This is a genomic window from Gemmatirosa kalamazoonensis, from assembly GCF_000522985.1.
Classification (GTDB): Bacteria; Gemmatimonadota; Gemmatimonadetes; order Gemmatimonadales; family Gemmatimonadaceae; genus Gemmatirosa; species Gemmatirosa kalamazoonensis.
In genome coordinates this window covers 1815202-1837762 of sequence record NZ_CP007128.1, presented here as the reverse complement: position 1 = coordinate 1837762, position 22561 = coordinate 1815202, and the positions used below count along the sequence as shown (strand labels likewise).

24 protein-coding genes are annotated in these 22561 nt (G+C 72.0%); 17 read left to right on the top strand and 7 right to left on the bottom strand.

All coding sequences use genetic code 11. The annotated features are described in order from the left end of the window. Nucleotides 1-111: 111 nt before the first annotated feature. From J421_RS08085 to J421_RS08065, 5 genes are all read left to right on the top strand, one after another. Nucleotides 112-1452 carry a Gfo/Idh/MocA family protein gene (locus J421_RS08085; protein WP_201773119.1) on the top strand — a complete coding sequence of 447 codons (1341 nt, stop codon included), beginning with the start codon at nucleotides 112-114 and terminating at the stop codon, nucleotides 1450-1452. 153 nt (nucleotides 1453-1605) lie between these two features. After that, nucleotides 1606-2004 carry a DUF3574 domain-containing protein gene (locus J421_RS08080; RefSeq protein WP_025410675.1) on the top strand — a complete coding sequence of 133 codons (399 nt, stop codon included), beginning with the start codon at nucleotides 1606-1608 and terminating at the stop codon, nucleotides 2002-2004. 86 nt (nucleotides 2005-2090) lie between these two features. Next, nucleotides 2091-3170, top strand: coding sequence for a M14 family metallopeptidase (locus J421_RS08075; protein ID WP_025410674.1), 1080 nt, complete (start codon nucleotides 2091-2093; stop codon nucleotides 3168-3170). Beyond that, complete coding sequence (locus J421_RS08070) at nucleotides 3167-3667, top strand: DUF6328 family protein (protein ID WP_148306210.1); 501 nt, start codon at nucleotides 3167-3169, stop codon at nucleotides 3665-3667. Before J421_RS08075 ends, J421_RS08070 begins: the two co-directional genes overlap by 4 nt. After that, entirely contained in the window at nucleotides 3664-5022 is a 1359-nt protein-coding gene (locus tag J421_RS08065) for an alpha-L-fucosidase (RefSeq protein ID WP_025410672.1), read from the top strand. Before J421_RS08070 ends, J421_RS08065 begins: the two co-directional genes overlap by 4 nt. Before the next feature lie 246 nt (nucleotides 5023-5268). Here the strand turns inward: J421_RS08065 and J421_RS08060 are convergent, their stop codons facing one another. Then, nucleotides 5269-5883 carry a hypothetical protein gene (locus J421_RS08060; RefSeq protein WP_025410671.1) on the bottom strand — a complete coding sequence of 205 codons (615 nt, stop codon included), beginning with the start codon at nucleotides 5881-5883 and terminating at the stop codon, nucleotides 5269-5271. Nucleotides 5884-5995: 112 nt separating this feature from the next. On the opposite strand from J421_RS08060, the gene J421_RS08055 reads away from it, so the two are divergent. The 5 genes from J421_RS08055 to J421_RS08035 all read left to right on the top strand — a co-directional run bounded on the left by J421_RS08055 (nucleotide 5996) and on the right by J421_RS08035 (nucleotide 12158). Further along, nucleotides 5996-7384 carry a serine hydrolase domain-containing protein gene (locus tag J421_RS08055; RefSeq protein ID WP_158508688.1) on the top strand — a complete coding sequence of 463 codons (1389 nt, stop codon included), beginning with the start codon at nucleotides 5996-5998 and terminating at the stop codon, nucleotides 7382-7384. Between the two features lie 196 nt (nucleotides 7385-7580). Next, nucleotides 7581-8900 (top strand): PQQ-dependent sugar dehydrogenase, encoded by a 1320-nt coding sequence (locus J421_RS08050; RefSeq protein ID WP_025410669.1) that lies wholly within the window; start codon nucleotides 7581-7583, stop codon nucleotides 8898-8900. Between the two features lie 97 nt (nucleotides 8901-8997). Next, complete coding sequence (locus J421_RS08045) at nucleotides 8998-10908, top strand: ATP-binding cassette domain-containing protein (RefSeq protein WP_025410668.1); 1911 nt, start codon at nucleotides 8998-9000, stop codon at nucleotides 10906-10908. Nucleotides 10909-11092: 184 nt separating this feature from the next. Beyond that, a complete protein-coding gene (locus J421_RS08040; RefSeq protein WP_025410667.1) occupies nucleotides 11093-11464 on the top strand; it encodes a four helix bundle protein in 372 nt (123 codons plus the stop codon). Between the two features lie 175 nt (nucleotides 11465-11639). Then, nucleotides 11640-12158: a DinB family protein gene (locus J421_RS08035; RefSeq protein WP_025410666.1), complete on the top strand. Its 519-nt coding sequence runs from the start codon at nucleotides 11640-11642 to the stop codon at nucleotides 12156-12158. Nucleotides 12159-12165: 7 nt separating this feature from the next. Here J421_RS08035 and J421_RS08030 read toward each other — a convergent pair whose 3' ends face one another. The 5 genes from J421_RS08030 to J421_RS08010 form a co-directional block, all read right to left on the bottom strand. After that, a complete protein-coding gene (locus J421_RS08030) occupies nucleotides 12166-12522 on the bottom strand; it encodes a hypothetical protein (RefSeq protein ID WP_025410665.1) in 357 nt (118 codons plus the stop codon). Beyond that, on the bottom strand, nucleotides 12522-12893 hold the full coding sequence (locus tag J421_RS08025) for a hypothetical protein (protein WP_025410664.1): 372 nt from the start codon (nucleotides 12891-12893) through the stop codon (nucleotides 12522-12524). Before J421_RS08025 ends, J421_RS08030 begins: the two co-directional genes overlap by 1 nt. 1 nt (nucleotide 12894) lies before the next feature. Beyond that, on the bottom strand, nucleotides 12895-14112 hold the full coding sequence (locus J421_RS08020) for an Nramp family divalent metal transporter (RefSeq protein WP_025410663.1): 1218 nt from the start codon (nucleotides 14110-14112) through the stop codon (nucleotides 12895-12897). Next, entirely contained in the window at nucleotides 14109-14405 is a 297-nt protein-coding gene (locus J421_RS08015; protein ID WP_148306209.1) for a hypothetical protein, read from the bottom strand. The genes J421_RS08020 and J421_RS08015 overlap by 4 nt, the downstream gene beginning before the upstream one ends. A 205-nt stretch (nucleotides 14406-14610) precedes the next feature. Then, nucleotides 14611-16401, bottom strand: a complete 1791-nt coding sequence (locus J421_RS08010; protein WP_025410661.1) for a sugar-binding domain-containing protein — start codon at nucleotides 16399-16401, stop codon at nucleotides 14611-14613. A 213-nt stretch (nucleotides 16402-16614) separates the two neighbouring features. On the opposite strand from J421_RS08010, the gene J421_RS08005 reads away from it, so the two are divergent. The 5 genes from J421_RS08005 to J421_RS07985 all read left to right on the top strand — a co-directional run bounded on the left by J421_RS08005 (nucleotide 16615) and on the right by J421_RS07985 (nucleotide 21003). Further along, nucleotides 16615-17376, top strand: coding sequence for a PEP-CTERM sorting domain-containing protein (locus J421_RS08005; RefSeq protein WP_025410660.1), 762 nt, complete (start codon nucleotides 16615-16617; stop codon nucleotides 17374-17376). Between the two features lie 142 nt (nucleotides 17377-17518). Beyond that, nucleotides 17519-18190 carry a hypothetical protein gene (locus J421_RS08000; RefSeq protein ID WP_025410659.1) on the top strand — a complete coding sequence of 224 codons (672 nt, stop codon included), beginning with the start codon at nucleotides 17519-17521 and terminating at the stop codon, nucleotides 18188-18190. Nucleotides 18191-18229: 39 nt separating this feature from the next. Further along, nucleotides 18230-19201 carry an aldo/keto reductase gene (locus tag J421_RS07995; RefSeq protein ID WP_025410658.1) on the top strand — a complete coding sequence of 324 codons (972 nt, stop codon included), beginning with the start codon at nucleotides 18230-18232 and terminating at the stop codon, nucleotides 19199-19201. 189 nt (nucleotides 19202-19390) lie between these two features. Continuing rightward, a complete protein-coding gene (locus J421_RS07990) occupies nucleotides 19391-19864 on the top strand; it encodes an NUDIX hydrolase (RefSeq protein WP_025410657.1) in 474 nt (157 codons plus the stop codon). A 77-nt stretch (nucleotides 19865-19941) separates the two neighbouring features. Beyond that, the gene (locus tag J421_RS07985; RefSeq protein WP_025410656.1) at nucleotides 19942-21003 is read left to right on the top strand and encodes a lysylphosphatidylglycerol synthase domain-containing protein; all 1062 of its coding nucleotides are present in this window, start codon (nucleotides 19942-19944) and stop codon (nucleotides 21001-21003) included. 185 nt (nucleotides 21004-21188) lie between these two features. On the opposite strand, the gene J421_RS07980 is transcribed toward J421_RS07985, so the two are convergent. After that, nucleotides 21189-21401 carry a hypothetical protein gene (locus J421_RS07980; protein WP_025410655.1) on the bottom strand — a complete coding sequence of 71 codons (213 nt, stop codon included), beginning with the start codon at nucleotides 21399-21401 and terminating at the stop codon, nucleotides 21189-21191. Nucleotides 21402-21476: 75 nt separating this feature from the next. Here J421_RS07980 and J421_RS07975 point away from each other — a divergent pair, with 75 nt between their 5' ends. Both J421_RS07975 and J421_RS07970 read left to right on the top strand, forming a co-directional pair. Next, a complete protein-coding gene (locus J421_RS07975) occupies nucleotides 21477-22196 on the top strand; it encodes a hypothetical protein (RefSeq protein ID WP_148306208.1) in 720 nt (239 codons plus the stop codon). 10 nt (nucleotides 22197-22206) lie between these two features. After that, nucleotides 22207-22536 carry a TfoX/Sxy family protein gene (locus tag J421_RS07970; protein ID WP_025410653.1) on the top strand — a complete coding sequence of 110 codons (330 nt, stop codon included), beginning with the start codon at nucleotides 22207-22209 and terminating at the stop codon, nucleotides 22534-22536. Nucleotides 22537-22561 lie beyond the last annotated feature (25 nt).

Genomic DNA, 22561 nt, shown 5'->3' with positions numbered 1-22561 from the left:
TCTTGGCAACGCGGACGGCGGGGGTGTGGCGCACTCGCCACGTCGCCGAGCCGGGTGCGGGGGGCCCGCGTGCGTCGTACATTCGCCCCCGGCGAAACCAGCGAGGAGCCCGTGGACGCGAATGGCAGCGGGAGTGCGATCGATCGACGCGACTTCGTCCGGACGACGGCCGCCGCGGGGCTCGGCGCGCTCGGCGCGATGGGCGCCCCCGGCCTGCTGTTAGGCGGCTCCCCCGGCGAGAAGGTCGTCGTCGCGGTGATCGGCGTGAACGGCCGCGGCACCGTGCACGCGCAGAACTTCTCCACGCTCCCGAACTCCGAGGTCGCCTACGTGTGCGACGTCGACGCGGGCGTCGTCGCGAAGGGGCTCGCCGCGGCGAAGGCCCAGGCGACGCCGCCGAAGGTCGTGGGCGACTTCCGGCGCGTGCTCGACGACCGGCGCGTCGACGCGATCTCCATCGCCGCGCCCGACCACTGGCACGCGCCGATGACGCTCCTCGCGCTCGATGCGGGCAAGCACGTGTACGTGGAGAAGCCGAGCGGCCACGATCCGCGCGAGGACGAGCTGCTGATCGCCGCCGCCGCGCGCACGAAGTCGCTCGTGCAGTTAGGCACCCAGCGCCGCTCCGGCCCGCACTTCTTCGACGCGCTGGCCGCGCTGCGCGACGGATTGATCGGCATGCCGTACCTCGCGCGCACCTGGTACGCGAACACGCGCGGCGGCATCGGCAAGGGCAAGGTGGCGGCGCCGCCGTCGGGGCTGAACTGGGAGCTGTGGCAGGGCCCCGCGCCGCGCACGGCGTACCGCGACAACGTCGTGCACTACAACTGGCACTGGTTCACGCGCTGGGGCACGGGCGAGATCTGCAACAACGGCACGCACGAGATGGACGTCGCGCGCTGGCTGCTCGGCGTCGACTATCCGACGTCGGTGGTGTCGAGCGGCACGCGCTGGCACTTCGACGACGACTGGGAGTTCCCCGACACGCAGGAGGCGACGTACGAGTTCGCGGGGGGCAGGTCGATCGTCTGGCACGGGCAGAGCTGCAACGGGCTGCCGATGTACGGCCGCGCGCGCGGCACCGCGATCCTCGGCACCGCGGGCAGCCTCGTGATCGACCAGGACGGCTACGTGTTCGCCGATCCGAAGGACAAGGTGCTGCGGCAGTCGTCCGCGGGACCGAAGGGCGACGCGCTGAACGTCACCGGCGACGACGCGCTCACGCGGGTGCACATGCGCAACTTCCTCGACGCGATCCGCACCGGCGCGAAGCTCAACGCGCCGATCGCCGACGGTGCGAAGACGGGACTGCTCTGCCACCTCGGAACCATCGCGCAGCAGACCGGCCGCAAGCTGCGCATCGACCCGAACACGGGACGCATCCTCGGCGACGACGACGCGATGACCCGCTGGTCGCGCGAGTACGCGCCCGGTTGGGCGCCGGCGGTCTGACAGGAGCTCTGCTGCGTTTTGGACAGGATGAACAGGACGGACAGGATGAGCACCGACACCAAAGGCACTGTCGTTGGTGTTGGTCTTCATCCTGTCCGTCCTGTTCCTCCTGTCGGAGACGACGAGCACAGGTATTCCGTTCCTCCTGTCCGCGTGCGACGCGCGTGGGCGATCGGCATCGTCATCCTGTCGCTCACCGCGTGCGCGGGCCACACGCGCCCCGCGGGGCTCAAGCGCGCGCACGTCGAGCGGTTGTACTTCGGCCGCAACATCGGCGACACGGCGACGGTGAGCGACTCGGCGTGGACCCGATTCGTGCACGAGGTGATCACGACGAACTTCCCCGAGGGCGCGACGATCTGGGACGCTGCGGGACAGTGGCGCGACCCGAGCGGCGCGACGGTGCGCGAGCGGAGCTTCGTCGTGGAGCTCGTGCACCTCGTGACCCCCGACGTGGAGTCGCGCGTGACGCGCGTGATGGACGAGTACAAGCGCCGCTTCGCGCAGCAGTCGGTGCTGCGGCTCGTCGCGGAGGCCTGGGCGAGCTTCTGATCGCGCCCGCCGCTCGCGCCGCCGTGGTCCCGGCGTAGAATCGACGGACGATGCCACTCCACGCCCACGCTTCCCGGTCGCGCGCGATGCTCCGCCTCCTCTCCACCGCCGCCCTCGTCGCCCTGGCGGCGTCGACCGCTGCCGCGCAGGACACGTTCACCGTCGGCACGGCGACCGCCGCGCGCGGCGCGATCGCCTACGGCACCCTCGTCGTGCCGCCGGGCCCCGACTCGGGGCTTCGGATTCCCGTCGTCGTCGTGCACGGCGCGCACCCGGGCAGGGTCGTCGCGTTCGTCGCCGGCAGCCATGGCACCGAGTACACGTCGATCGTCGCCATGCAGCGCCTGGCGCCGCGCATCGACGCGGCGCGGCTCGCCGGCACGGTCGTCGTCGTGCCGCTCATCAACGTCGCGTCGATCGAGGGGATGACGCCGCACCTCAATCCGGTCGACCGCAAGAGCATGAACGGCAACTACCCCGGCGACACGGCGGGCACGCAGACGCAGCGCGCGCTCGCCGCGGTCGCGCGCGCCGTCGTCGATCCGGCCGACGTCGTCGTGGACCTGCACGGCGGGGATCTCGACGAGGATCTCCGCCCGTACAGCTACTGGTTCCGCGGCGGGAACGCGGCGCAGGACTCGGCGGGTCGCGCGCTCGCGCTCGCGTTCGGGCTCGACCACGTCATCGTCACCGACGTCGACCCCGCGTCGCCCACCGCCGGCCGGTCGCTGTCCGGCTACGCGCTCACGAAGGGGAAGACGGTGCTCGTCGCCGAAGCGGGACGCTCGGGCGTCGTGGCGCCGGCCGACCTCGCGGCGCTCGTGGACGGATCGCTGAACGTGCTCGGCGCGTTAGGCATGCTGCCGCGCGCGGTGCGTCCCGTCGCGCATCCGGTGTGGCTCGGCGGCAACGCGAGCGCGCGCCTCGCGGCCGACTCGGGCGGGATGTTCTTCGCGGCCGTGGCGCGCGACACGCGCGTGCGGAAGGGCGACGTCGTCGGCCGCACGACGGACTACCACGGGCGGCCCACCGGCGAGGTGCGCGCGCCGATCGACGGCGTGGTGACGTTCGTGCGCGGCGTGCCGTCGATGTGGCCGCGCGCCACGCTCGTGAACGTGGCGCCGGTGCTCGCGTCGCCCGCCCCGTGGGCGCGGCCCACGCCGTGACCGGTCGCGCGCCCGGCCTCGACGTCGAGCGGCTGTCGCTCGACACGGCGGCGTCGCACCTGCTCGAGGAGTGCCGCACGATCGTGCCCGGCGTGCAGGCGGTGTTCGGCTTCCAGCTCGTCGCCGTCTTCAGCCAGGGCTTCGATCGCCATCTCTCCGCGGGTGAGCAGCGGCTGCACCTCGGCGCGCTCGCGCTCGTCGTGGTCGCGATGGCGCTCGTCATGGCGCCGGCGGCGCTGCACCGGCAGGCGGAGCCGCGCACGGTGTCCGGCCGCTTCCTGCGCGTGGCGTCGCGGATGCTGCTCCTCAGCCTCGCGCCGCTCGCCCTCGGCATCTGCCTCGACGTGTACCTCGTGGCGCGCGTGATCCTCGGCGCGAGCGGGTGGGCGGCGGCGCTCGCCACGGCGCTGTGCGCGGCGTTAGGCACCTTCTGGTACGCGCTGCCGCGCCACCTCCGGCGCCGCTGGGCGATCCTCGAGCACGGGGGGGAACCGTGAATCGCCGCGACTTCGTGCGGGCCACTGCCGCGTCGCTCGCCGCGGGTTGCGCGCGGCCGCGCCCGACCGACGCGGCCGGACGTCCGACGCCGTCGCCCGCGCAGCTCGCGTGGCAGCGCGACGAGCTGGCGATGTTCCTCCACTTCGGCGTGAACACGTTCACCGACCGCGAGTGGGGCGACGGCACGGAGGACCCGGCGATCTTCGCCCCGTCGCGGCTCGACGCCCGCGCGTGGGCGCGCGCCGCGCGCGACGCGGGCTTCCGCGCGATGATCCTCACCGCGAAGCACCACGACGGCTTCTGCCTGTGGCCGAGCGCCACGACGCAGCACACCGTGGCGCGGAGCCCGTGGCGCGGCGGCGCGGGCGACGTGGTGCGCGAGTTCACCGACGCGTGCCGCGCCGAGGGGCTGCGTGCCGGGCTCTATCTCTCGCCGTGGGACCGCAACAACCCCGCGTACGGCGACTCGCCGCGCTACAACGACCTGTACTGCGACCAGCTCACCGAGCTGCTCACGCGCTACGGCCCCGTCTCCGAGGTCTGGTTCGACGGCGCGAACGGCGAGGGGCCTAACGGGAAGAAGCAGGTCTACGACTGGCCTCGCTTCTGGGGACTCGTGAAGCGCCTGCAGCCCCAGGCCGTGATCTTCTCCGACGCGGGCCCCGACGTGCGCTGGTGCGGCAACGAGCGCGGCACCGCGGGCGACCCGAACTGGTCGACCGTGGATCCCGCCGTGGTCCCCTACCCCGGCGCCGACGGCCCCGGCATCATCGCCGCGCTGCAGCACGGCGACCCAGCAGGCCCGGTCTGGCGTCCCGCGGAGGTGGACGTCTCGATCCGCCCCGGCTGGTTCAACCATCCGGCCGAGGACGCGCGCGTGCGCGACGTCGAGAATCTGTTGGGCCTCTACGCCACGTCGGTGGGACGCAACGGCAAGCTGCTGCTGAACGTGCCGCCGACGCGCGACGGCGTGCTGCACCCGACCGACGTCGCGCGCCTGACGGAGTTCCGCGTGCGACGTGACGCGCTGTTCGCCGAGGACCTCGCCGCGGGTGCACGGTCGACATGGCGCGCCACGGGTCCGCGGTCGGCCGAGGTGCAGCTCGACCTGCGCCGCGCCGCGACGGTATCGATCGCGCGGCTCGGCGAATCGATCGAGCAGGGACAGCGCGTGGCGCGCTACACGCTCTCCGGCGCGGACGAGGGCGGCGCGTGGCGCGAGCTGTCGCGCGGCACGACGATCGGGTACGCGAAGCTCGACCGGTTCGCGCCGGCGCGGGTGCAGCGCGTGCGGCTCACGGTCGACGACGCCGTCGCCGCGCCGGTGCCGGTCGCAGTGCGGCTCTTCGCGTGACGGCCTCTTCGAATCGAACCGCAGAGGGCCGCAGAGGGCTGCAGAGGACTGCCCTGTTGAGTTGAACCACAGAGGACACGGAGGACACGGAGGAAACCAACAAAAGTGGTTCTCCTCCGTGTCCTCTGTGTCCTCTGTGGTGAAAAGAAGAGAGATGGTGTTCTCTGCGGCCCTCTGCGTCCTCTGCGGTTCATTCACACAGCGGAGGCAGTTCGCCGCGTCCTCCGCGGCTCCGCGTGAGCCGAATCAGCCCACGACGTTCACCTGCACCGACTGGAAGCTCCACCCGGCGTCGTCCTGCACCGAGTTGCGCTGCTGGATCGACGCGCCGAGTTGGAGCGCGCCGGAGATCTGATCCACCGGCGGCGCGATCGCGGTGATGATCGTGTTCGGCTTCGGTCCCTGGATCGTGACGTCCTGGAAGTCGCCGAGCGGAAACGTGAACACGCGGAACTTGTACGCGACGTTCGAGTTCAGCGACACGTAGAACTCGACGAGGTGATTCTTCCCCTTCTTCACGCGCGGGAACGCCACCTGGACGCCCTGATCGACGACGCCGGGGTAGCCGGAGCTGAACAGCGCCTGCCCGACGCCCGTCGGCCACGTCGGGTCCACCATGATCGAGGAGAAGATCAGGATGTACTGGTCCGTTCCCTTGATCGGCTTCGCGGGGCTCAGCACGATCGGCGTGCGAACCGCGGTGAGCGTCCCGGCGCTGACGCCGAGCAGCCTCGCGCGCTGCGCGTCGCTGATCGCCTTCACCTTCGTGTTGCGCAGCTGACGGACGGTGGTGCCGAGCCTGGTCGCGACGTCGGCGAGCTGCACGTCGGCGGCGGAGACGGCGGGAGTCGCGCGGGCCATGGTGGGTGGGGTTGGAGTGAGCGCGAAGATACGGCCGCCGGCCCTGCCGTCCAGCCGCGACGCGTCTCATGTTGGCTCACGAGCCGTTCGACCGTTCCCGTGGAGACCGACGATGCGCCCGCTCGCTGCCGCCGCTCTTGTCATCGCCTGCGCCACGTCCGCCGCGACCGCTGCCGCGCAGATGCCGCCCAACCCCGCCGTGGATCCCATCTTCGCCGAGTGGGACCGCGGGGACTCGCCGGGGTGCGCGGTCGGCGCCGCACGCAACGGCCGCTTCGTGTACGAGCGCGGCTACGGCATGGCGAACCTCGACTATGACGTGCCTAACGGGCCGGACATCGTGTACTACGTCGGCTCCGACTCGAAGCAGTTCACCGCCGCCGCCATCGCGCTGCTCGCGCTCGACGGCAAGCTGTCGCTCGACGACGACGTGCGGAAGTTCCTCCCCGAGATGCGCGACTACGGCACCCCGGTCACGGTGCGCAATCTCATCCACCATACGAGCGGCGTGCGCGACGTGTACGCGCTCATGAGCCTGCGCGGCGACCGCATGGAGGACGTCTTCCCCGATTCCGCGGCGCTCGACCTCATCTTCCGCCAGAAGGGGCTCGGCTTCGCGCCCGGCAGCGCGTACTCGTACAGCAACTCCGGCTACTACCTGCTCGCCCAGATCGTGAAGCGCGTCACCGGGCAGTCGCTGCGCGAGTTCGCCGACGCGCGCATCTTCGCGCCGTTGGGCATGACGCACACGCACTTCCACGACGACCCGGGACACCCGATGAAGTGGCGCGCGATGAGCTACGAGCGCGACGGCGCCGGTGCCTACCGGATCTCGTACCTGCAGAACTTCGACAAGACCGGCGCCGGTGGGCTGTACACGACGCTCGGCGATCTGCTGAAGTGGGACGAGAACTACTACACGCACCAGGTGGGCGGCGACGCGCTGCGGCGGCTCATCCACACGCGCGGCGTGCTGACGACCGGTGACACGCTGCCGTACGCGTTCGGCAACGAGGAGCGCACGTACCGCGGGCTGCGCACCACGGAGCACGGCGGCTCGCTCATGGGCTACAAGGCGTACGTGCTCCGCTTCCCCGACGCGCACTTCAGCGTGTTCGTGACGTGCAACCTCGGCACGATCGACCCCGGCCCGCTCGCGCACCGCGTGGCGGAGGTCTACCTCGGCGACCGCATGACCGCGCCGGCGGCCGCGACGACGTCGGTGCGCGCATCGAGCACGGCGAGCGACGAGCCGGCGCGCCCGGCGACCGACACGACGCTCGTCGGCACGTACTACAGCGACGACCTCGACGCGACGTGGCGCATCGTGCGCGCGCCCGACGGCAGCCTCGCGCTGCAGCTCCCGCGCGTCCGCGCGACGCCGCTCGTCGTGCGCGGCAGCGGCTACCGCGCCGGAACGATGGGCATTCGCTTCGAGCCCGGCGGGGTGATGGTCGCCACGGTGTCGCGCATCGGGGAGCTGCGATTGACAAGGCGTTGACGCGCCGTCTCGGGTCTCCGTGTCAGAGAAGACTTCTCGAGGTTCGGTGCGCGGATCGACGGATTCGCGAATCCGTTGATCCGCTATCCAAACACGAGGAGCTTTTCCTAGGTGAGGAGTCGTGAGACGGCGCCCTGAGGAATAGCGGCCCGACGCGTGCCGTCTGAGAGCGCGACGCACACCGCAGGACACGCACATGCGCTCCAGTTTGCTTCGAAGGATCGTCGTCGCCGCCGCGTTAGGCACCACCGGCTGCGGATCGGCCGCCCGGCTTCCGCTCGCCGAGGGCATCGGCCCGCGTCCCGCGCTGCCGCCGCCGGAGACGTCGCTCATCCCCGTCGTGAAGATCGCGCCGGCGAGGGGATGGGCGGCCGGCGAGCGTCCCACTGCGGGTGACGGGCTCGCCGTCGCGCCGTTCGCGACGGGCCTCGATCACCCGCGCTGGCTGTACGTGCTGCCGAACGGCGACGTGCTCGTGGCGGAGACGAACGGCCCGAAGCGCCCCGACGACAACAGGGGGCTGAAGGGGTGGTTCTTCAAGCGGTTCCAGAAGAAGGCCGGGTCCGCGGTACCGAGCGCGAACCGCATCACGCTGCTGCGCGACGCGGACGGCGACGGCGTCGCGGAAACCCGTTCGGTGCTGCTCGACAGCCTGTACTCGCCGTTCGGCATGGCGCTCATCGGCGACCGGCTCTACGTGGCGAACAGCGACGCGCTCGTGCGCGTGCCGTACGCCGCGGGTGAGACGCGCATCGCGGCGCGGCCGGAAACCGTGACCGTGCTCCCCGGCGGGAAGCTGAACCACCACTGGACGAAGAGTCTGCTCGCGAGCCCCGACGGATCGCGCCTCTACGTCGGCGTCGGCTCGAACAGCAACGTCGCGGAGAACGGGATCGACAAGGAGACGGATCGCGCCGCGGTGTGGGAGATCGACCCGCGCACCGGAGCGCACCGCGTGCTCGCGTCGGGGCTGCGCAACCCGGTGGGGCTCGCGTGGGATCCGGACCGCGGCGCGCTGTGGGCCGCGGTGAACGAGCGCGACGAGTTAGGCAGCGACCTCGTGCCCGACTACATGACGGCGGTGAAGGACGGTGGCTTCTACGGCTGGCCGTACAGCTACTGGGGACAGCACGTCGACACGCGCGTGCGCCGGCCCCGCCCCGACCTCGTGGCCCGCGCGCTCGTTCCCGACTATGGGCTCGGCGCGCACACCGGATCGCTCGGCCTCGCGTCGTCGCGCGGCACGACGCTGCCCGAGCGCTACCGCGGCGGCATGTTCGTCGGCCAGCACGGCTCGTGGAACCGCAAGCCGCTCGCCGGCTACCGCGTGATCTTCGTCCGCTTCGCCGACGGGATGCCGGCGGGCGATCCGGTGGAGATCCTCACCGGCTTCGTCGGCGCCGACGGCAAGGCGCGTGGCCGCCCCGTCGGCGTGGCGATCGACGGCCGGGGCGCGCTGCTCGTGGCGGACGACGTCGGGAACACCGTGTGGCGGGTGACGGGGGCGAGGCCGTAGGCGATATCATCCGCAGATTACGCAGATTGCGCAGAGCCCCTGCAAACGGCTCTGCGTGATCTGCGCAATCCGCGGATCATCGCCTCGCCCGAGCACCATGGCACTGTTAGGCCTGAAAGACGTCTCCATTGCGTTCGGCGGCCCGCCGCTGCTGGATCACGCGAACCTCGCGGTCGAGCGCGGCGAGCGCGTGTGCCTGCTCGGACGCAACGGGGCCGGCAAGAGCACGCTGATGAAGATCCTCGACGGCACGCAGCCGCCGGACGAAGGGGAGGTCGTGCGGCAGAGCGGCGCGACGGTCGCACGGCTCGAGCAGGACGTGCCGCACGACGTCGGCGGCACGATCTACGACGTCGTCGCGTCCGGGCTCGGCGACGTCGGCCGGCTGCTCGCGCGCTACCACGAGGCGAGCCACGCGGTCGCGGTGGCGTCGGCCGAATCGGCGCGCGACGCGGCGCTGCGGGAGATGGATCGGCTGCACCATCAGCTCGACGCGGCGAACGCGTGGCAGATCCAGACGCGGGTCGAGACGGTGATCGAGCACCTGGGTCTCGACGCCGACCTGCCGTTCGCGAGCGCGTCGGGCGGACGCAAGCGGCAGACGCTGCTCGCGCGCGCGCTCGTCAGCGAGCCCGACGTGCTGCTGCTCGACGAGCCGACGAACCACCTCGACGTCGACGCGATCGAGTGGATGGAGCGGTTCCTCGTCGAGCGCGGGCTCACGCTGCTGTTCGTGACGCACGACCGCGCGTTCCTCCGCCGCCTCGCGACGCGCGTCGTGGAGCTCGACCGCGGGCAGCTCGTGAGCTGGGCCGGCGACTACGACACGTACCTCGATCGCAAGGCGGCCGCGCTCGAGAGCGAGACGCGGGCGAACGAGGAGCTGGACAAGCGCATCGCGCGCGAGGCCGTACGTCTCCGCTCGTCGATCACCGCGCGCCGCACGCTGAACGAGGGGCGTGCCCGGCTGCTCGACCAGCTCCGCGCCGACCGCGCGGCGCGCCGCGACCGCGAGGGGAGCGTGCGGCTCCAGACGCTGGAGGCGGAGCGCTCCGGGAAGCTCGTCATCGAGGCGAAGGGCGTCAGCTTCGCGCGCGGCGCACGGCCGATCGTGCGCGACCTCACCACGACGATCCTGCGCGGCGACCGCGTGGGGATCATCGGGCCTAACGGCTCCGGCAAGACGACGCTGCTGCGCCTCCTCCTCGGCGAGCTCCCGCCCGATGCCGGCACGATCCGGCTCGGCACGGGCCTGGAAGTCGCGTACTTCGACCAGCTCCGCGAGCAGCTCGACGCCGAGCGCGCGGTGTTCGACACGATCGCCGACGGCGCCGACTGGATCACCCTTGGCGGCGCGCGGAAGCACGTGCTGTCGTACCTGCAGGACTTCCTGTTCTCCCCCGAGCGCGCGCGCACGCCGGTCCGCGCGCTCTCCGGCGGGGAGCGCAACCGGCTCATGCTCGCGCGGCTGTTCACGCGCCCGTTCAACCTGCTGGTGATGGACGAGCCGACGAACGACCTCGATCTCGAGACGCTCGACCTGCTCGAGGAGCGCCTCCAGGAGTTCGGTGGCACGCTCCTGCTCGTGAGCCACGACCGCGAGTTCCTCGACGACGTCGTCACGAGCACGCTCGTGCTGGAGGGGGGCGGCGTCGTCGGCGAGTACGTCGGCGGCTACACCGACTGGGTGCGGCAGCGCGCGCCGACCGCGGTGCCTAACGCCGCGCCGAAGCGCCCCGCCCCACCCGCGCCGCCGCCGCCGCGGGAGCGCGACCGCAAGCGCAAGCTCACGTTCAAGGAGACGCACGAGCTGGCGGCGCTGCCCGAACGGATCGACGCGCTGGAGCGGGAGCGCGACACGCTGTATGCCTCGATGGCCGACCCCGCGTTCCTGCGCGACGGCGGCGCGGTCGCGTCGGCGAAGGCGCGGCTCGACGCGATCGACGGGGAGCTGGCGGACGCGCTGGCGCGGTGGGAGGAGTTGGAGACGATCGCGGCGCAGCACTGAACTGCGGTTCTGAAGCCGCGGTTTCGGAACTGCGGTTCCGGTGGGGCGGGAGGGGCGGGTACGGCGGGGCTGTGCTGCGGTGCCGATGGACGGGGCCATGACGCCGACCGGCGCTGCGTTGCGGAGGACCCGGGTGCGTTCCCGGAGCGCGGTATCCGCGCTCGGGTGATCCTAGGTTGGCTGCATGGCAGAAGGGGACTCGTTCCGCGATCTGCGCGTGTGGCAGGAGGCGCAGATGCTCGCCCGCGACGTCAACCGCGTCGTCCGCGCGTTCCCGCCCACCCACGCTGACCTCGCCGACCAGATGCGGAGGGCCGCCCGGTCGGTGCATGCGAACATCGCCGAGGGCAACGGCAAGTCGTCGCGGCGAGACTACGTGCGCCTGCTGTACGACTCGCGCGCCTCGCTGCAGGAAGTGGAGAGTGACGTCGAAGCGCTTCGCGACACCGACCTCGCGACTGCGGCGGACGTCGCCCAGATGCACACCCGCGCGCGCCACGTCGGCGTCCTTCTGAACGCGCTGATTCGTTCCCTCAAGCCGCCGCCTAACAGCTGACCCGCCGCACCGCCCCGGCGTATCGACCCCGCTGTATCGACCCCGCCGTACCCGCCCCTCCCGCCCCACCGGAACCGCAGTTCCGAAACCGCGGCTTCAGAACCGCAGTTCCGCCGTTGACGCGCCCCCAACCCAGCCTCATATACGCACGATCCCCTTCCCCGAGCCCCGCCCCATGACGCGCATCGTCGCCGCCGTCGTCCTCGCCCTCCCCTCCCTCGCCGCCGCCCAAGCCAGCCCCGGCGTGACCGCGGCCCGCGAGGCCTGGCGGCAGATGACCACCTACATCACGCGCGCCGCCGAGCAGATGCCGGAGGCCGACTACGCGTACCGTCCCATTGCCACCGTGCGCACGTTCGGTCAGATGATCGGCCACGTCGCCGGCGCGCAGCGCGTCTTCTGCGCCGCCGCGCTCGGCGACCCCGAGCCGCGCGAGGACGCGATCGAGAAGAGCGCGACGACGAAGGCCGCGCTCGTCCAGGCGCTGAAGGCGTCCACCACGTACTGCGAGCGCGCCTACGCGCTCACCGACGCCCAGGCGGCCGGGCGCGCGAGCTCCATGGGCGACGCCGGCACGAAGCTGACCTTCCTCGCCGAGAACGCGACGCACAACGCGGAGCACTACGGCAACATCGTGACGTACATGCGCATGAAGGGCATGGTGCCGCCGTCGAGCCAGCCGCGATCGCAGTGACCGGGGCCTAACGCCCCGTCGGAACGCCTCCCGCGCTGCGTTCGCGCTCCGCCGTGAGCCGCCGCACCTCGTCGCGGCGGAGCGTGCACCGCGGCCGCGCGGGATCGGAGAGATCCATCGCGTCCCACGGCACGATCGTCTCCTCCACGCCGCGCCCGCCGGACAGCAGCCTCGCGAGCGCGCGCACGAGCGGCCCGCCGCCGAACCGCTCCGCGAACGCGTGATGGCCGACGAGGAACGCGCGCACGACGAGCGCGTCGCCCTCGTGCTCCGCCACGACCTCGTGCAGCCGGCCGAGCGACTCGCCGGCGGCGTCGTGGACCCGGGTGCCTAACAGGTGCTCGAGGGCGATCTCGCGCGCCATCACTCGCCCCCACCCTTGAGCGGCGCGCGCGCCACGACGTGCGTGCGCAGCCACAGCTCCCACGCGAGTGCCGGCGTGTCACGGCCGTCGATGTCGTCCACCTTCCAGCTCTCGCCGTCGCGCGAGAGCTGCGCGACGGCGATGCGCGTCGGCGTCGGCTCGCCGCCGCGGACACGCCGGTGCAGCGCCGCCGCGAGCCGCGCCGCCCACCCGCCGAGGCGCGAGGCGAGCACCGTGCCGCCCAGCACCACGTCCGTGACGCGCGGCGGCTCGCCGTCACGCAGCTCGAGCGCGACGCCGTCCACGCGCCCGATGGGCTGGCGGTGCTTGTCGCGCAGCAGCTTGTCGAGCAGGTCGTGCACGAGCAGCACGTCAGCCTCCGCCGAGGATCTGGAGCGGGATCGTCACCACGAGCAGCACGAGCGACATCACGGCGATCGCGCCGATCGCGAGGTTGCCGAGCCAGCCGTTGCGGTGCTTGTGGAGGAGCCGCGGGTCGTTCATGAGCACGAGCAGCGGCAGCACCGTCACCGGCAGGCTCGCCGCGGTGAGCGCCATCGAGAAGTTCGTGAGCTTCAGCACGTCGACGCCGAGCGCGATCGGCACCGCGGCGAGCACGATGGCGACCGTGTACGTGACGCTGAAGCGCGCGTGCTCGCGCGGCTTCGCGTCCTCCGACCACTCCCAGCCGAGCGCCTGCGCGAGCAGGTAGGCGCAGGCGAGCGCGATCTCCACGGTCGCGCCGAAGCAGTTCACGCCGATCGCGCCGACCATGCACACGAACCCCACGCGCCCGAGCGCCGGCGTGAGCATGACACCGAGCTGCTGGATCGCGTCGACGTGGATCCCGCGCGGGCTGAACACGAGCACCGCGACGACGAGCACCGCCCCGGCGAGCGCGCCGCCGAGCGTGTTGCCTAACGCGGCCGTGATGCGGTTCGTGTTCAGGAAGCTGAGATCCCACTTCTCCTCGATCACCCCCGCCGAGTAGAAGTAGTAGAGGTAGGGGCTGATCGACGCGCCGACGATGCTGACGGCGAGGAACCAGTAGTGCGCGCGCTCGTGGCGCGGCGCCGTCGGCACGAGCCCGGCGCCCACGGCGCCCCAGTCGGGGTGCAGCTTTTTCGCCGCGACCGCGATGGCGATCGACACGAGGCCGAGGAGCGCCGTCCCCTTCTCCAGCTTCCCGAACGTTCCCTTCCACAGCAGCGCCCAGCCGACGAGCGCCACCGGCAGCGCCCACCAGCGGAACGGGATCCCGGTGACCATCTCCACCGCGAGCGCGACGCCGCCGAGCTCCGACGCGAGCACGAGCAGGCTCACCGCGAGCCCGATGACGAGCGGTACGATGAAGTAGTTGATGCCGAACCGCTCGCGGATCGCGTCGGCGAGCGGGCGCTGGCTCACGAGCGCGAGCCGTCCCGACATCTCGAGCAGGACGATGAGCGAGAGCGTTCCGAGCGCGACGGCCCACAGCAGCGTGTAGCCGAAGTCCGCGCCCGCCTGCGCCGCGGTGGCGATCGACCCGGCCTCGAGGAAGCCCCCGATGCCGGTGACCATGCCGAGGGCGACCTCCATCAGTCGCTTCATCGCGACTCCGTCGCGGCGAGCGCGAGGTCGATGATGCGCCGCACCGAGTCGGCGTGCGCGCGGACCGTGGCCGGCGACTTCGCGTCGGCGGCGTCCTTCTTCATCTCGTCGCGCAGCACGCGCAGCGTGGCGCGCGCGTACCGCTGCGAGACGTGGCGCGCCTCGAGCGCGCTCGACACGAGCGCCGTCGTCGCCGCGGCGGAATCGATCTTCTGGAGCGTCTGCTTCGGATCGGAGCCGCCGCACGCCGCGAGGAGCGCGGCCGCCGCTCCGAGGGGAGGAGGCACTCGCATGCGAGCGGTATCCGAGAGATCCGTGCCGTCGCGACCGGTGTGGCCGGCTGGACTCCACGTACGTGTGGTGGTCGGACTGAAGAAGGACTGAAGGAGGACTGAAGAAGGACCAACGACAAAGACGTTGTGGTTGGTCCTCCTTCAGTCCCTCTTCAGTCCTTCTTCAGTCCCCCGAGAACTCGTACGTGGAGCCGTGCCAGCCACCTCATTCGCCGCGCGTCGCGTGCCACACCACGTCGAGCGGCAGCTTCGGCTGCCGGTCCATCGTGAGCAGGCCGTTCGCCTCCTGGTACGTGTCGGTGAACTGCGTGTAGCAGAAGCCCGCGAACAGCCCCACGCGATTCACCACGTCGAGCAAGGCGCGGTAGCGCTGCTCGAGCTCCTCGGTCGTCTCGGTGCGCGAGTAGCCCCACGTGCGGTCGGGATCCGGGTGGTACGCGATGCCACCGAACTCCGTGAGCATCACCGGGATGCTCGTGTGCTCCGTGTGGCCCTCGACGACGAGCCGCCGGCCGCCCGGCCGCTCGCGCTCCAGGATGCGCGGCAGGTCCTCGTCCGAGTGGTAGCGCTTCGCGATCCGGTCGGGACGGTGGTCGTAGTCGTGGATCGCCATGATGTCCGTCGCCACGCTCTCCCAGCCGTCGTTGCCGACCACGGGCCGCGACGTGTCGAGCGTGTTCGTGAGATGGTACAGCGACGCCACCCAGTGCCGCTGCTCCGGCATCGTCGGCAGATCCGGCACGCCCCAGCTCTCGTTGAACGGCACCCACGCGACGATGCACGGGTGGCTCGTGTCGCGCGACATCGCCTCCATCCACTGCCGCGTGAGCCGCTCGATCGAGCGACGCGTGAAGCGGTACGCGCTCGGCATCTCCTCCCACACGAGGAGCCCGAGCTTGTCCGCCCAGTACAGGAAGCGCGGGTCCTCGATCTTCTGGTGCTTGCGCACGCCGTTGAAGCCGAGCGACTTCGCGAGCACGACGTCGCGTCGCAGCGCCGCGTCGCTCGGCGCCGTCAGGCCCGTCTCGCGCCAGTAGCCCTGGTCGAGCACGAGGCGCAGGTAGTACGGCCGCGCGTTCAGCAGGAAGCGGTCGCCCTGCACGCCCACCTGGCGTATGGCGCAGTAGCTCTCCACGAGATCGAGCCGCTCGCCGCGCCCGCCCCACAGCTGCAGCTCGGCGTCGATCAGCGTGGGACGGTCGGGGCTCCACAGCAGCTCGTTGCGGTAGTCGTCGATCCCCGGGTCGGAGAGCGCGATGCGGCGGTGCACCTCGCCGCCGAGGAGCTCGTACGTGTCGTCGGCGATGACGCGGCCGTTCGCGGTGAGTCGCACCTTCACCCGCAGGCCGTCGCGCCGCTCGCCGGCGACGAGCAGATCGAGCCCGATCTCCCAGTGCTCGAGGCTCGACGACCACCGCAGGTCGGCGATGTGCGTCGCCGGGACCTTCTCCAGCCACACCGTCTGCCAGATGCCCGACGTCCGCGGGTACCAGATGGAGTGCGGCTCGAGCTGCCAGTCCTGCTTGCCGCGCGGCTTCGCGAGGTCGTGCGGGTCGTCCTCCGCCCGCACGACGACGACCTGCGGGCCGTCGCGCAGCGCGTCGGTGATGTCGGCGTGGAACGGCGAGTAGCCCCCCTCGTGCCGCGCGACGAGCACGCCGTTCACCCACACCGTGGCGATGTAGTCGAGCGCGCCGAAGTGCAGGTGCAGCCGCTCGCCGGCGGCGAGGCGTGGCGCCTCGAACGTGCGCCGGTACCAGCAGGCGACGAAGAAGCCGGTGAAGCCGACGCCGCTCGCCGGCGTCTCGGGGGCGAACGGGACGACGATCTCGCGGTCGAAGGTGACCTGCTCCGGCGCGCCCCACGCCGCGTCGGGGTCGAGGGCGAACTCCCAGCGGCCGTTCAAGGACCACCAATCGGAGCGGGCGAGTTGCGGGCGCGGATAACCGTGCGCGGCCGGGTCGGGGTGCAGCGCGTCGGGCGTGGGCTCGGGCATGTCGGACAGGGGCTCGCGGCGTTCGGGGTCGAGCCCCGCGTCGGACGCACGTCGCGGACCGTCAGGCCGCCCGGAGGCCATGCCGGTGTTCACCGCCGAGCCTGTCGGCGCCGCTCGGGGGTGAGAACGATCGCGACGGCGCCTCGTGTCACGAGCGACTCGCGCCGAGTCGCCCGCCTCCCTCATGTCCCTTCTCACCCGGAGGGCAGCCCGATGCTGCCGCACACCCGCCACATCCTCCTCGCGATCGCCGCCGCCGTCGTGGTGCCTAACGCTCACGCCCAGCTCGTGAAGCTCGGGCCCGGCGCGTTCACGCCGCTCGCCACCGCCATCACGTTCGACGAGGCCGGCCGTCACATCTCCGACGTCAACCCGGTGTACGACTTCACCGGGGTGCCGGGGATCGGGAACGTCACCGTCAGCTTCGCCGGCGCGTTCACCGGTCAGAGCGTCGTCGGAAGTCCCGTGCGGACCCTCGCCGGCAACCCCAGCGGACCGCTCTCGCTGAACACGGCGACGATCACGTACATCTCTGGCGACCCGGACGTGCCGTCGGCGCCGGTCCTGAGCGGCAGCCCGCAGTACAACGGGCCGATCGTCATGCTGTTCAGCCACCCCGTGGCGGCCGTGGGGCTCCAGGGCGGCTACTTCAACGCGGTCGGCGGGACGTCGATCACCGCGTACGACGCGAACGGCAACCCGCTCGGCACGCTGGCGAACTCGCAGACGGGCCTCGAGTTCTTCGGGCTCGCCGACGCGAGCGGCAACAACGTCATCTCGGGGCTCGCCTTCTACATCACGGGCAGCGAGCCGTTCGGCTTCGACATCGACGACGTCACGTTCGGATCGCGGGCCGCCGTCAACCTCCCGGCCTCGCCGGTCCCCGAGCCGTCGACCGTCGCGCTGCTGGCGACGGGGCTGGCCGTGGTCGGCGTCGCGGTGCGTCGCCGCCCGGCCATGCGCCGCCGCGCGTGATCGAAATCACACCGCCCTGGCGTATCTCACCGTGAGCGGAACACGAACGCTCCCGGTCGCAGTAGCCGACGAGGCGCGATCCGTTAGGCAGACGCGGCCGCCGGCATCGGCGGCGAGACGGTGGGAACGGAGGGCCAGGACCATGGCCGATCTATTCGCGAAAGCCGGACTCGCGTGCCTCATCGCCGCGATCATCGGCGGCGGGCTCAAGGCGTTCAGCATCGAGTTCCCGCTCCTGAAGTCGGGATTCCGCCAGGTGGTCCTCGCCATCACCGGCATCGCGCTCATGACCGTCGGCTGGACGAACGCCGGCGCGAGCACGGTGTCCGACGACGACACCCGCCCGGCGCCCGTGAGCCCGGCCCCCGACTCGGCGGCGCCCCGTCGGCCCGCCGCCACGCCGACCCCCGCGCCGGTCTCCGAGCCGGCCGAGGAGGACAGCGGGCTGGATCGCGAGAGCGCGATGCTCGACCGCATGATGGGCACCTGGGCCAACGCCGACGAGGACCTGCTCCTCTCCGCGGCCGAGCTGCGGGTGGCGCGCACCGGGAGCGGCGCGACGGGCCGGATGACGCTCTCCTTCCGCCTCGGCGGCCAGCTCGAGGAGCGCGTCGTCGGCGAGCTCACGCCGAGCGGTGAGCTCGCGCTCCGCATCACGGCCGCGCGGGTCGTGGGGAACGAGCAGCTCTCGTGGCCGCTCGAGGGGCAGAGCCTCGTGCTCAGCTACGATGCCGAGCGCGACATGCTGGACGGCACCTACCGGAACCTGGCGAACGGCATGACGTCGGTCTTCCGCATGCGGCGCGTGCGGTAGCTCCGCTAGCTTGCACGCTCCCTTTGATGGAGCGATCCGATGCACTACCGCCGCTTCGGCCGGCTCGGGTGGGACGTCTCGGAGGTCGGCTGCGGGATGTGGGGGATGGTGGCCTGGAGCGGGGCCGACGACACGCGGGCGTCGGACGCGCTGGACGAGGCCGTGCGGCTCGGCTGCAACTTCTTCGACACGGCGTGGGCGTACGCGGCCGGCCGCAGCGAGCGGCTGCTCGGCCGGCTCGTTAGGCGGCACCCCGGCAAGCAGCTCTACACGGCGAGCAAGATCCCGCCGAAGAACGAGCAGTGGCCCGCGCGGCCCGGCGTGCCGCTCGACGACGTGTTCCCGCCCGACCACATCCGCGCGTACGCCGAGAAGACGCTCGAGAACCTCGGCCTGCCACGCGTCGATCTGCTCCAGTTCCACGTGTGGGACGACGCGTGGGCGCGCGATGATCGGTGGCAGCGCGCGATGGACGACCTGAAGCGCGAGCGGCTGATCGGCGGCGTCGGCGTGAGCGTGAACCGGTGGGAGCCGACGAACGTCGTCGAGACGCTGCGCACGGGGCTCGTCGACGCGGTGCAGGTGATCTACAACGTCTTCGACCAGGCGCCGGAGGACGAGCTGTTCCCGCTGTGCGCGGAGCTCGACGTCGCGGTGATCGCGCGCGTGCCGTTCGACGAGGGGTCGCTCACCGGCACGCTGACGAAGGAGTCGCGGTGGCCCGAAGGCGACTGGCGCAACCTGTACTTCGTCCCCGAGAACCTCCACCCGACGGTGGACCGCGTGGAGGCGCTGCGCCCGCTCGTGCCGAAGGGGATGACGATGCCGGAGATGGCGCTGCGGTTCATCCTCTCCGAGCCGCGCGTCGCGACCATCATCCCCGGCATGAGCAACCCGCGCCACGTGCGCGCGAACATCGCGGCGAGCGACGGCCGCGGGCTGCCTAACGGAGTGCGCGACGCGCTGCGGTCGCACCGGTGGGACCGGACCCCGACCGCGTGGTCGCATTGACGGTGGGGCGGTTCTGATACGGCGGTTCCGACGCTACGGTTCTGGTACGGCGGTTCCGGTGAGGCGGCAGCTCCGGTGAGGCGGGGTGACGCACCCCTTCCCGCCGTCCCGGAACCGTCGTATCAGAGCCGCCGTACCAGAGCCGCCGTACCAGAGCCGCCGTACCGGAACCGCCCCATCGAGCCCCGCGTGTCCCGCACCACGATCAGCGCAGGTCTGCTGCTGTTTCGCCGCCTTCACGGCCGGCTCGAGCTGTTCCTCGCGCATCCCGGCGGGCCGTTCTGGCGCGACCGCGACGACGGGGCGTGGACGATCCCGAAGGGCGGCGTGGACACGGGTGAGGAGCTGCTCGCCGCGGCGTGCCGCGAGTTCGAGGAGGAGACCGGCGTGCGCCCGGTACCGCCGTTCCTTCCGTTAGGCGAGGTGCGGCAGAAGGCGGGCAAGCGGATCCACGCCTGGGCGTGGGAGGGCGACGCCGACCCGGCGACGGTGACGAGCAACGTGATGCGCACCGAGCACCCGCGCGGCTCGGGGCGATTCCTCACGTTCCCCGAGGTGGATCGCTGCGCGTGGTTCGACCCCGACACCGCGCGCGCGAAGCTCAACCCTGCGCAGGCGGAGCTGGTGGGGCGGCTGGAGGCGCTGCTGGACGGGAGCGAGTAGCTGCGTGGCTGCGCGGCTGCGTGGGCCTCCGACGCGCCACGCAGCCGCGTAGCCACGCAGCGATTAGGTTCCCCCCGGTGTCGCGCACCCGCTGGTTCATCACACTGATCTCCTTCGCCGCCGCCCTCGGAGCGTCGGCGTTCATCGTCTGGAGAACGTGGCCCGAGGAAGGGGCCACCGTCACGCTCCCGCCGCTCGCGCACCTGCTCGGCGCCGGCGCGCTCGTCGCCGAGGTGCTGTTCCGGTCGTGGAAGATCCAGCTCAGCGCGCACGCGCTGCGCATCCCGCTCCGCTTCGGCGCCGCGGTGCGCGTGTCGCTCGGCGGCGACTTCGCGGCCTCGATCACGCCGTCGCGCTCGGGGGCCGAGCCGGCGCGCTACCTCGTGCTCGCGGAGTCGCGCGTCGACCCGCTCGGCCGGCTGCTGATCCTGTTCACCGAGATCCTGCTCGAGATGTTCTCGCTCGGGATCGTGGCGATCGCGCTCGCGCTCACGTTCCGCGGCATGGGTACCGCGCTCGCCGGCCTGCTGGCGCTCGTGGGCGGCTACTCGGCGCTCGTCATCGGCGTCGGCGCGCTCGGGCTCGCGCTCTCGCGCCGCAACGCGCACGGCCCGCCGCCGCCGTGGGCCGCCTCCATCGGGCTGCACGCGGGCCGATGGCGCGGCGTGCAGCGGTCATTGCGTCAGCTGCGCGGAAGCGTCGATGCGGTGCGGCGCGCGCGACTCGGCGCGATGACCGCCGCGCTCGTGATGTCGGTGCTGCACGTCGTCGCGCGCATGTGCGTGCTGCCGGGGCTCGTCTTCGGCGCGCACACCGACATGCCACTCACGCTCGCGTCGCTCGCGCCGCTCGTCGTGTGGCCGCTCGCGCTGCAGTACGGCGCGGGCGTCGCGCCGGCGCCCGGCGGCGGCGGCGTCGTGGAAGCGGCGTTCGGCGCGACGCTGCGTCACGCGATCCCGGGTCGGATCTTCGGCGCGTCGCTCATCTGGTGGCGCTTCTACACGTTCTACGCGTACCTGCCGCTCGGTGCGCTCGCCGCGGGCCGCACCGTGCTGCGCGCGCTGCGCGACCGTCACGAGCGCAAGCACGGCCGCCGGCACGAGATCGTCGCGACGGGGGAGCACCGAGTGCCGGCGTGAGCGCGGGCTGGTGCCTGTCGGATCGAACCGCGGAGGACGCAGAGGGCCGCAGAGAACATCGACAGCAAATACCTGGGGATGAAAGGATCCCAGGATCCCTAAGGATCCTCTCATCCCCAGATCTCTTGCCGTTCGAAGAGGCAGTCCTCTGCGGCCCTCTGCGTCCTCTGCGGTTCAAGTGCCGTTCACGACGCGCCCTTGTCCCGACAGCGCACGCAGATCGCCGCGCCTCCGAGCTCGTGGCGCAGACGACGCAGCCACGATCCGTGCAGATGGCGCGCGCAGAGGATGCGCTGGCAGCGCTCGCACACGCCGCCGCTCACGAGATCGATCCGCACCCCGCACGCGTCGCACTCGGTGCCGAGGTCGGTCTGACGGAACATGCGCACTCGCGTCATGCGCGGAATCTAGTCGCGGCGTCGCGGCGCGCGGTGTGCCTGTCGTCGACGGATCACCGTCTCCCGCCCATGCGCATGGCTCGACTTCCTTTGCTGCTGCTCGCGCTCGTCGCGCTCGACGCGTGCGGCGGCGCCTCCGATCGCGGCACGCCGGCGCGGCACGACACCACCGCCGCGCCGGCGCCCGATCGACCGGCCACGCTCGGTCCGTGCGCGACGCCGGCCGGCGGCGACTCGCTTTGCTTCGTCGGCTCGCGGTCGCACGACTTCGCCGGCGACGGACGGCCGTTCCGCATCGAGATCGACGCGCGCGGCCCGGCGCCCGACTCGCTGCGCGTCGCGCTGCGCATCGTGCGCAACGACAGCGTGTACCACCGCGCCGACTGGTCGACCGCGCTGTACGGCCGCTACGACGACGGCCCGGTGTCGCGCGACTCGACGCGCCGGCGCGCGGCGGCGCACCTCGCGCGGCTGCTGGGCGACTCGGCGTTCGTGCCGGTGCGCGCACTGCTCGGCGGCGCGCCCGCACCTGACGCCATGTTGCGCGAAGCGATCGCGTTCGACGTGCAGGTCGCCGAGGAGCGCCGGCGGCGCGGGCTCGCGCCGGGTGACACGCTGCCCATCGCGGCGCGCGAATCGCCGGCGCCGGTCGCCGACTCCGCGCGGGTGCGCGCGCTCGCGGCCGAGCTGCGCGGCGCGACGGCGTACCGCTACTATGCCGGTGGCGAGGCGACCTACGCCGTCGCGTGGAGCCGCGCCGAGCGTCGGTTCGTCACCGTGTTCTCCTGCTGCTGATCCTCTCGCAATGGCCTACGATCCCGGTCTCGCCGAGCGCGTCGCCGCGACGTTCGCGTCGCTCGGCCTCGCGCACGCGCGGCAGAAGAACGTCTTCGGCGGCCGCGGCTTCATGCTCGGCAAGTCGACGGGAGTGATCGTGTGGGGCGACGGTCTGCTCGTGAAGGCGCCGCCTAACGAGTACGCCGACGCGCTGCGTGAGCCCGGCACCACGCCGTTCGCCCCCGACGGCGAGCGCCCGATGAGCACCTGGGTCGTCGTCCCCGCCGACGCGGTCGCCGACGACCCGCAGCTGGAGGAGTGGGTGCGGCGCGGGGTGCGCGCCGTGCGGCGTGCGTGAACTGCGGCGCTGAAACCCGTGGCGC

Bases quoted from the DNA above. Each gene is read 5' to 3' on its own strand.
- J421_RS08000 (WP_025410659.1), top strand. From the start codon at position 17,519: ATGGCCGATCTATTCGCGAAAGCCGGACTCGCGTGCCTCATCGCCGCG.
- J421_RS08015 (WP_148306209.1), bottom strand. From the start codon at position 14,405: ATGCGAGTGCCTCCTCCCCTCGGAGCGGCGGCCGCGCTCCTCGCGGCG.
- J421_RS08060 (WP_025410671.1), bottom strand. From the start codon at position 5,883: ATGGCCCGCGCGACTCCCGCCGTCTCCGCCGCCGACGTGCAGCTCGCC.
- J421_RS08050 (WP_025410669.1), top strand. From the start codon at position 7,581: ATGCGCTCCAGTTTGCTTCGAAGGATCGTCGTCGCCGCCGCGTTAGGC.
- J421_RS08030 (WP_025410665.1), bottom strand. From the start codon at position 12,522: ATGGCGCGCGAGATCGCCCTCGAGCACCTGTTAGGCACCCGGGTCCAC.
- J421_RS08075 (WP_025410674.1), top strand. From the start codon at position 2,091: ATGCTCCGCCTCCTCTCCACCGCCGCCCTCGTCGCCCTGGCGGCGTCG.
- J421_RS07995 (WP_025410658.1), top strand. From the start codon at position 18,230: ATGCACTACCGCCGCTTCGGCCGGCTCGGGTGGGACGTCTCGGAGGTC.
- J421_RS08040 (WP_025410667.1), top strand. From the start codon at position 11,093: ATGGCAGAAGGGGACTCGTTCCGCGATCTGCGCGTGTGGCAGGAGGCG.
- J421_RS08010 (WP_025410661.1), bottom strand. From the start codon at position 16,401: ATGCCCGAGCCCACGCCCGACGCGCTGCACCCCGACCCGGCCGCGCAC.
- J421_RS08035 (WP_025410666.1), top strand. From the start codon at position 11,640: ATGACGCGCATCGTCGCCGCCGTCGTCCTCGCCCTCCCCTCCCTCGCC.
- J421_RS08005 (WP_025410660.1), top strand. From the start codon at position 16,615: ATGCTGCCGCACACCCGCCACATCCTCCTCGCGATCGCCGCCGCCGTC.
- J421_RS08045 (WP_025410668.1), top strand. From the start codon at position 8,998: ATGGCACTGTTAGGCCTGAAAGACGTCTCCATTGCGTTCGGCGGCCCG.
- J421_RS08055 (WP_158508688.1), top strand. From the start codon at position 5,996: ATGCGCCCGCTCGCTGCCGCCGCTCTTGTCATCGCCTGCGCCACGTCC.
- J421_RS07980 (WP_025410655.1), bottom strand. From the start codon at position 21,401: ATGACGCGAGTGCGCATGTTCCGTCAGACCGACCTCGGCACCGAGTGC.
- J421_RS07975 (WP_148306208.1), top strand. From the start codon at position 21,477: ATGGCTCGACTTCCTTTGCTGCTGCTCGCGCTCGTCGCGCTCGACGCG.
- J421_RS07970 (WP_025410653.1), top strand. From the start codon at position 22,207: ATGGCCTACGATCCCGGTCTCGCCGAGCGCGTCGCCGCGACGTTCGCG.
- J421_RS08020 (WP_025410663.1), bottom strand. From the start codon at position 14,112: ATGAAGCGACTGATGGAGGTCGCCCTCGGCATGGTCACCGGCATCGGG.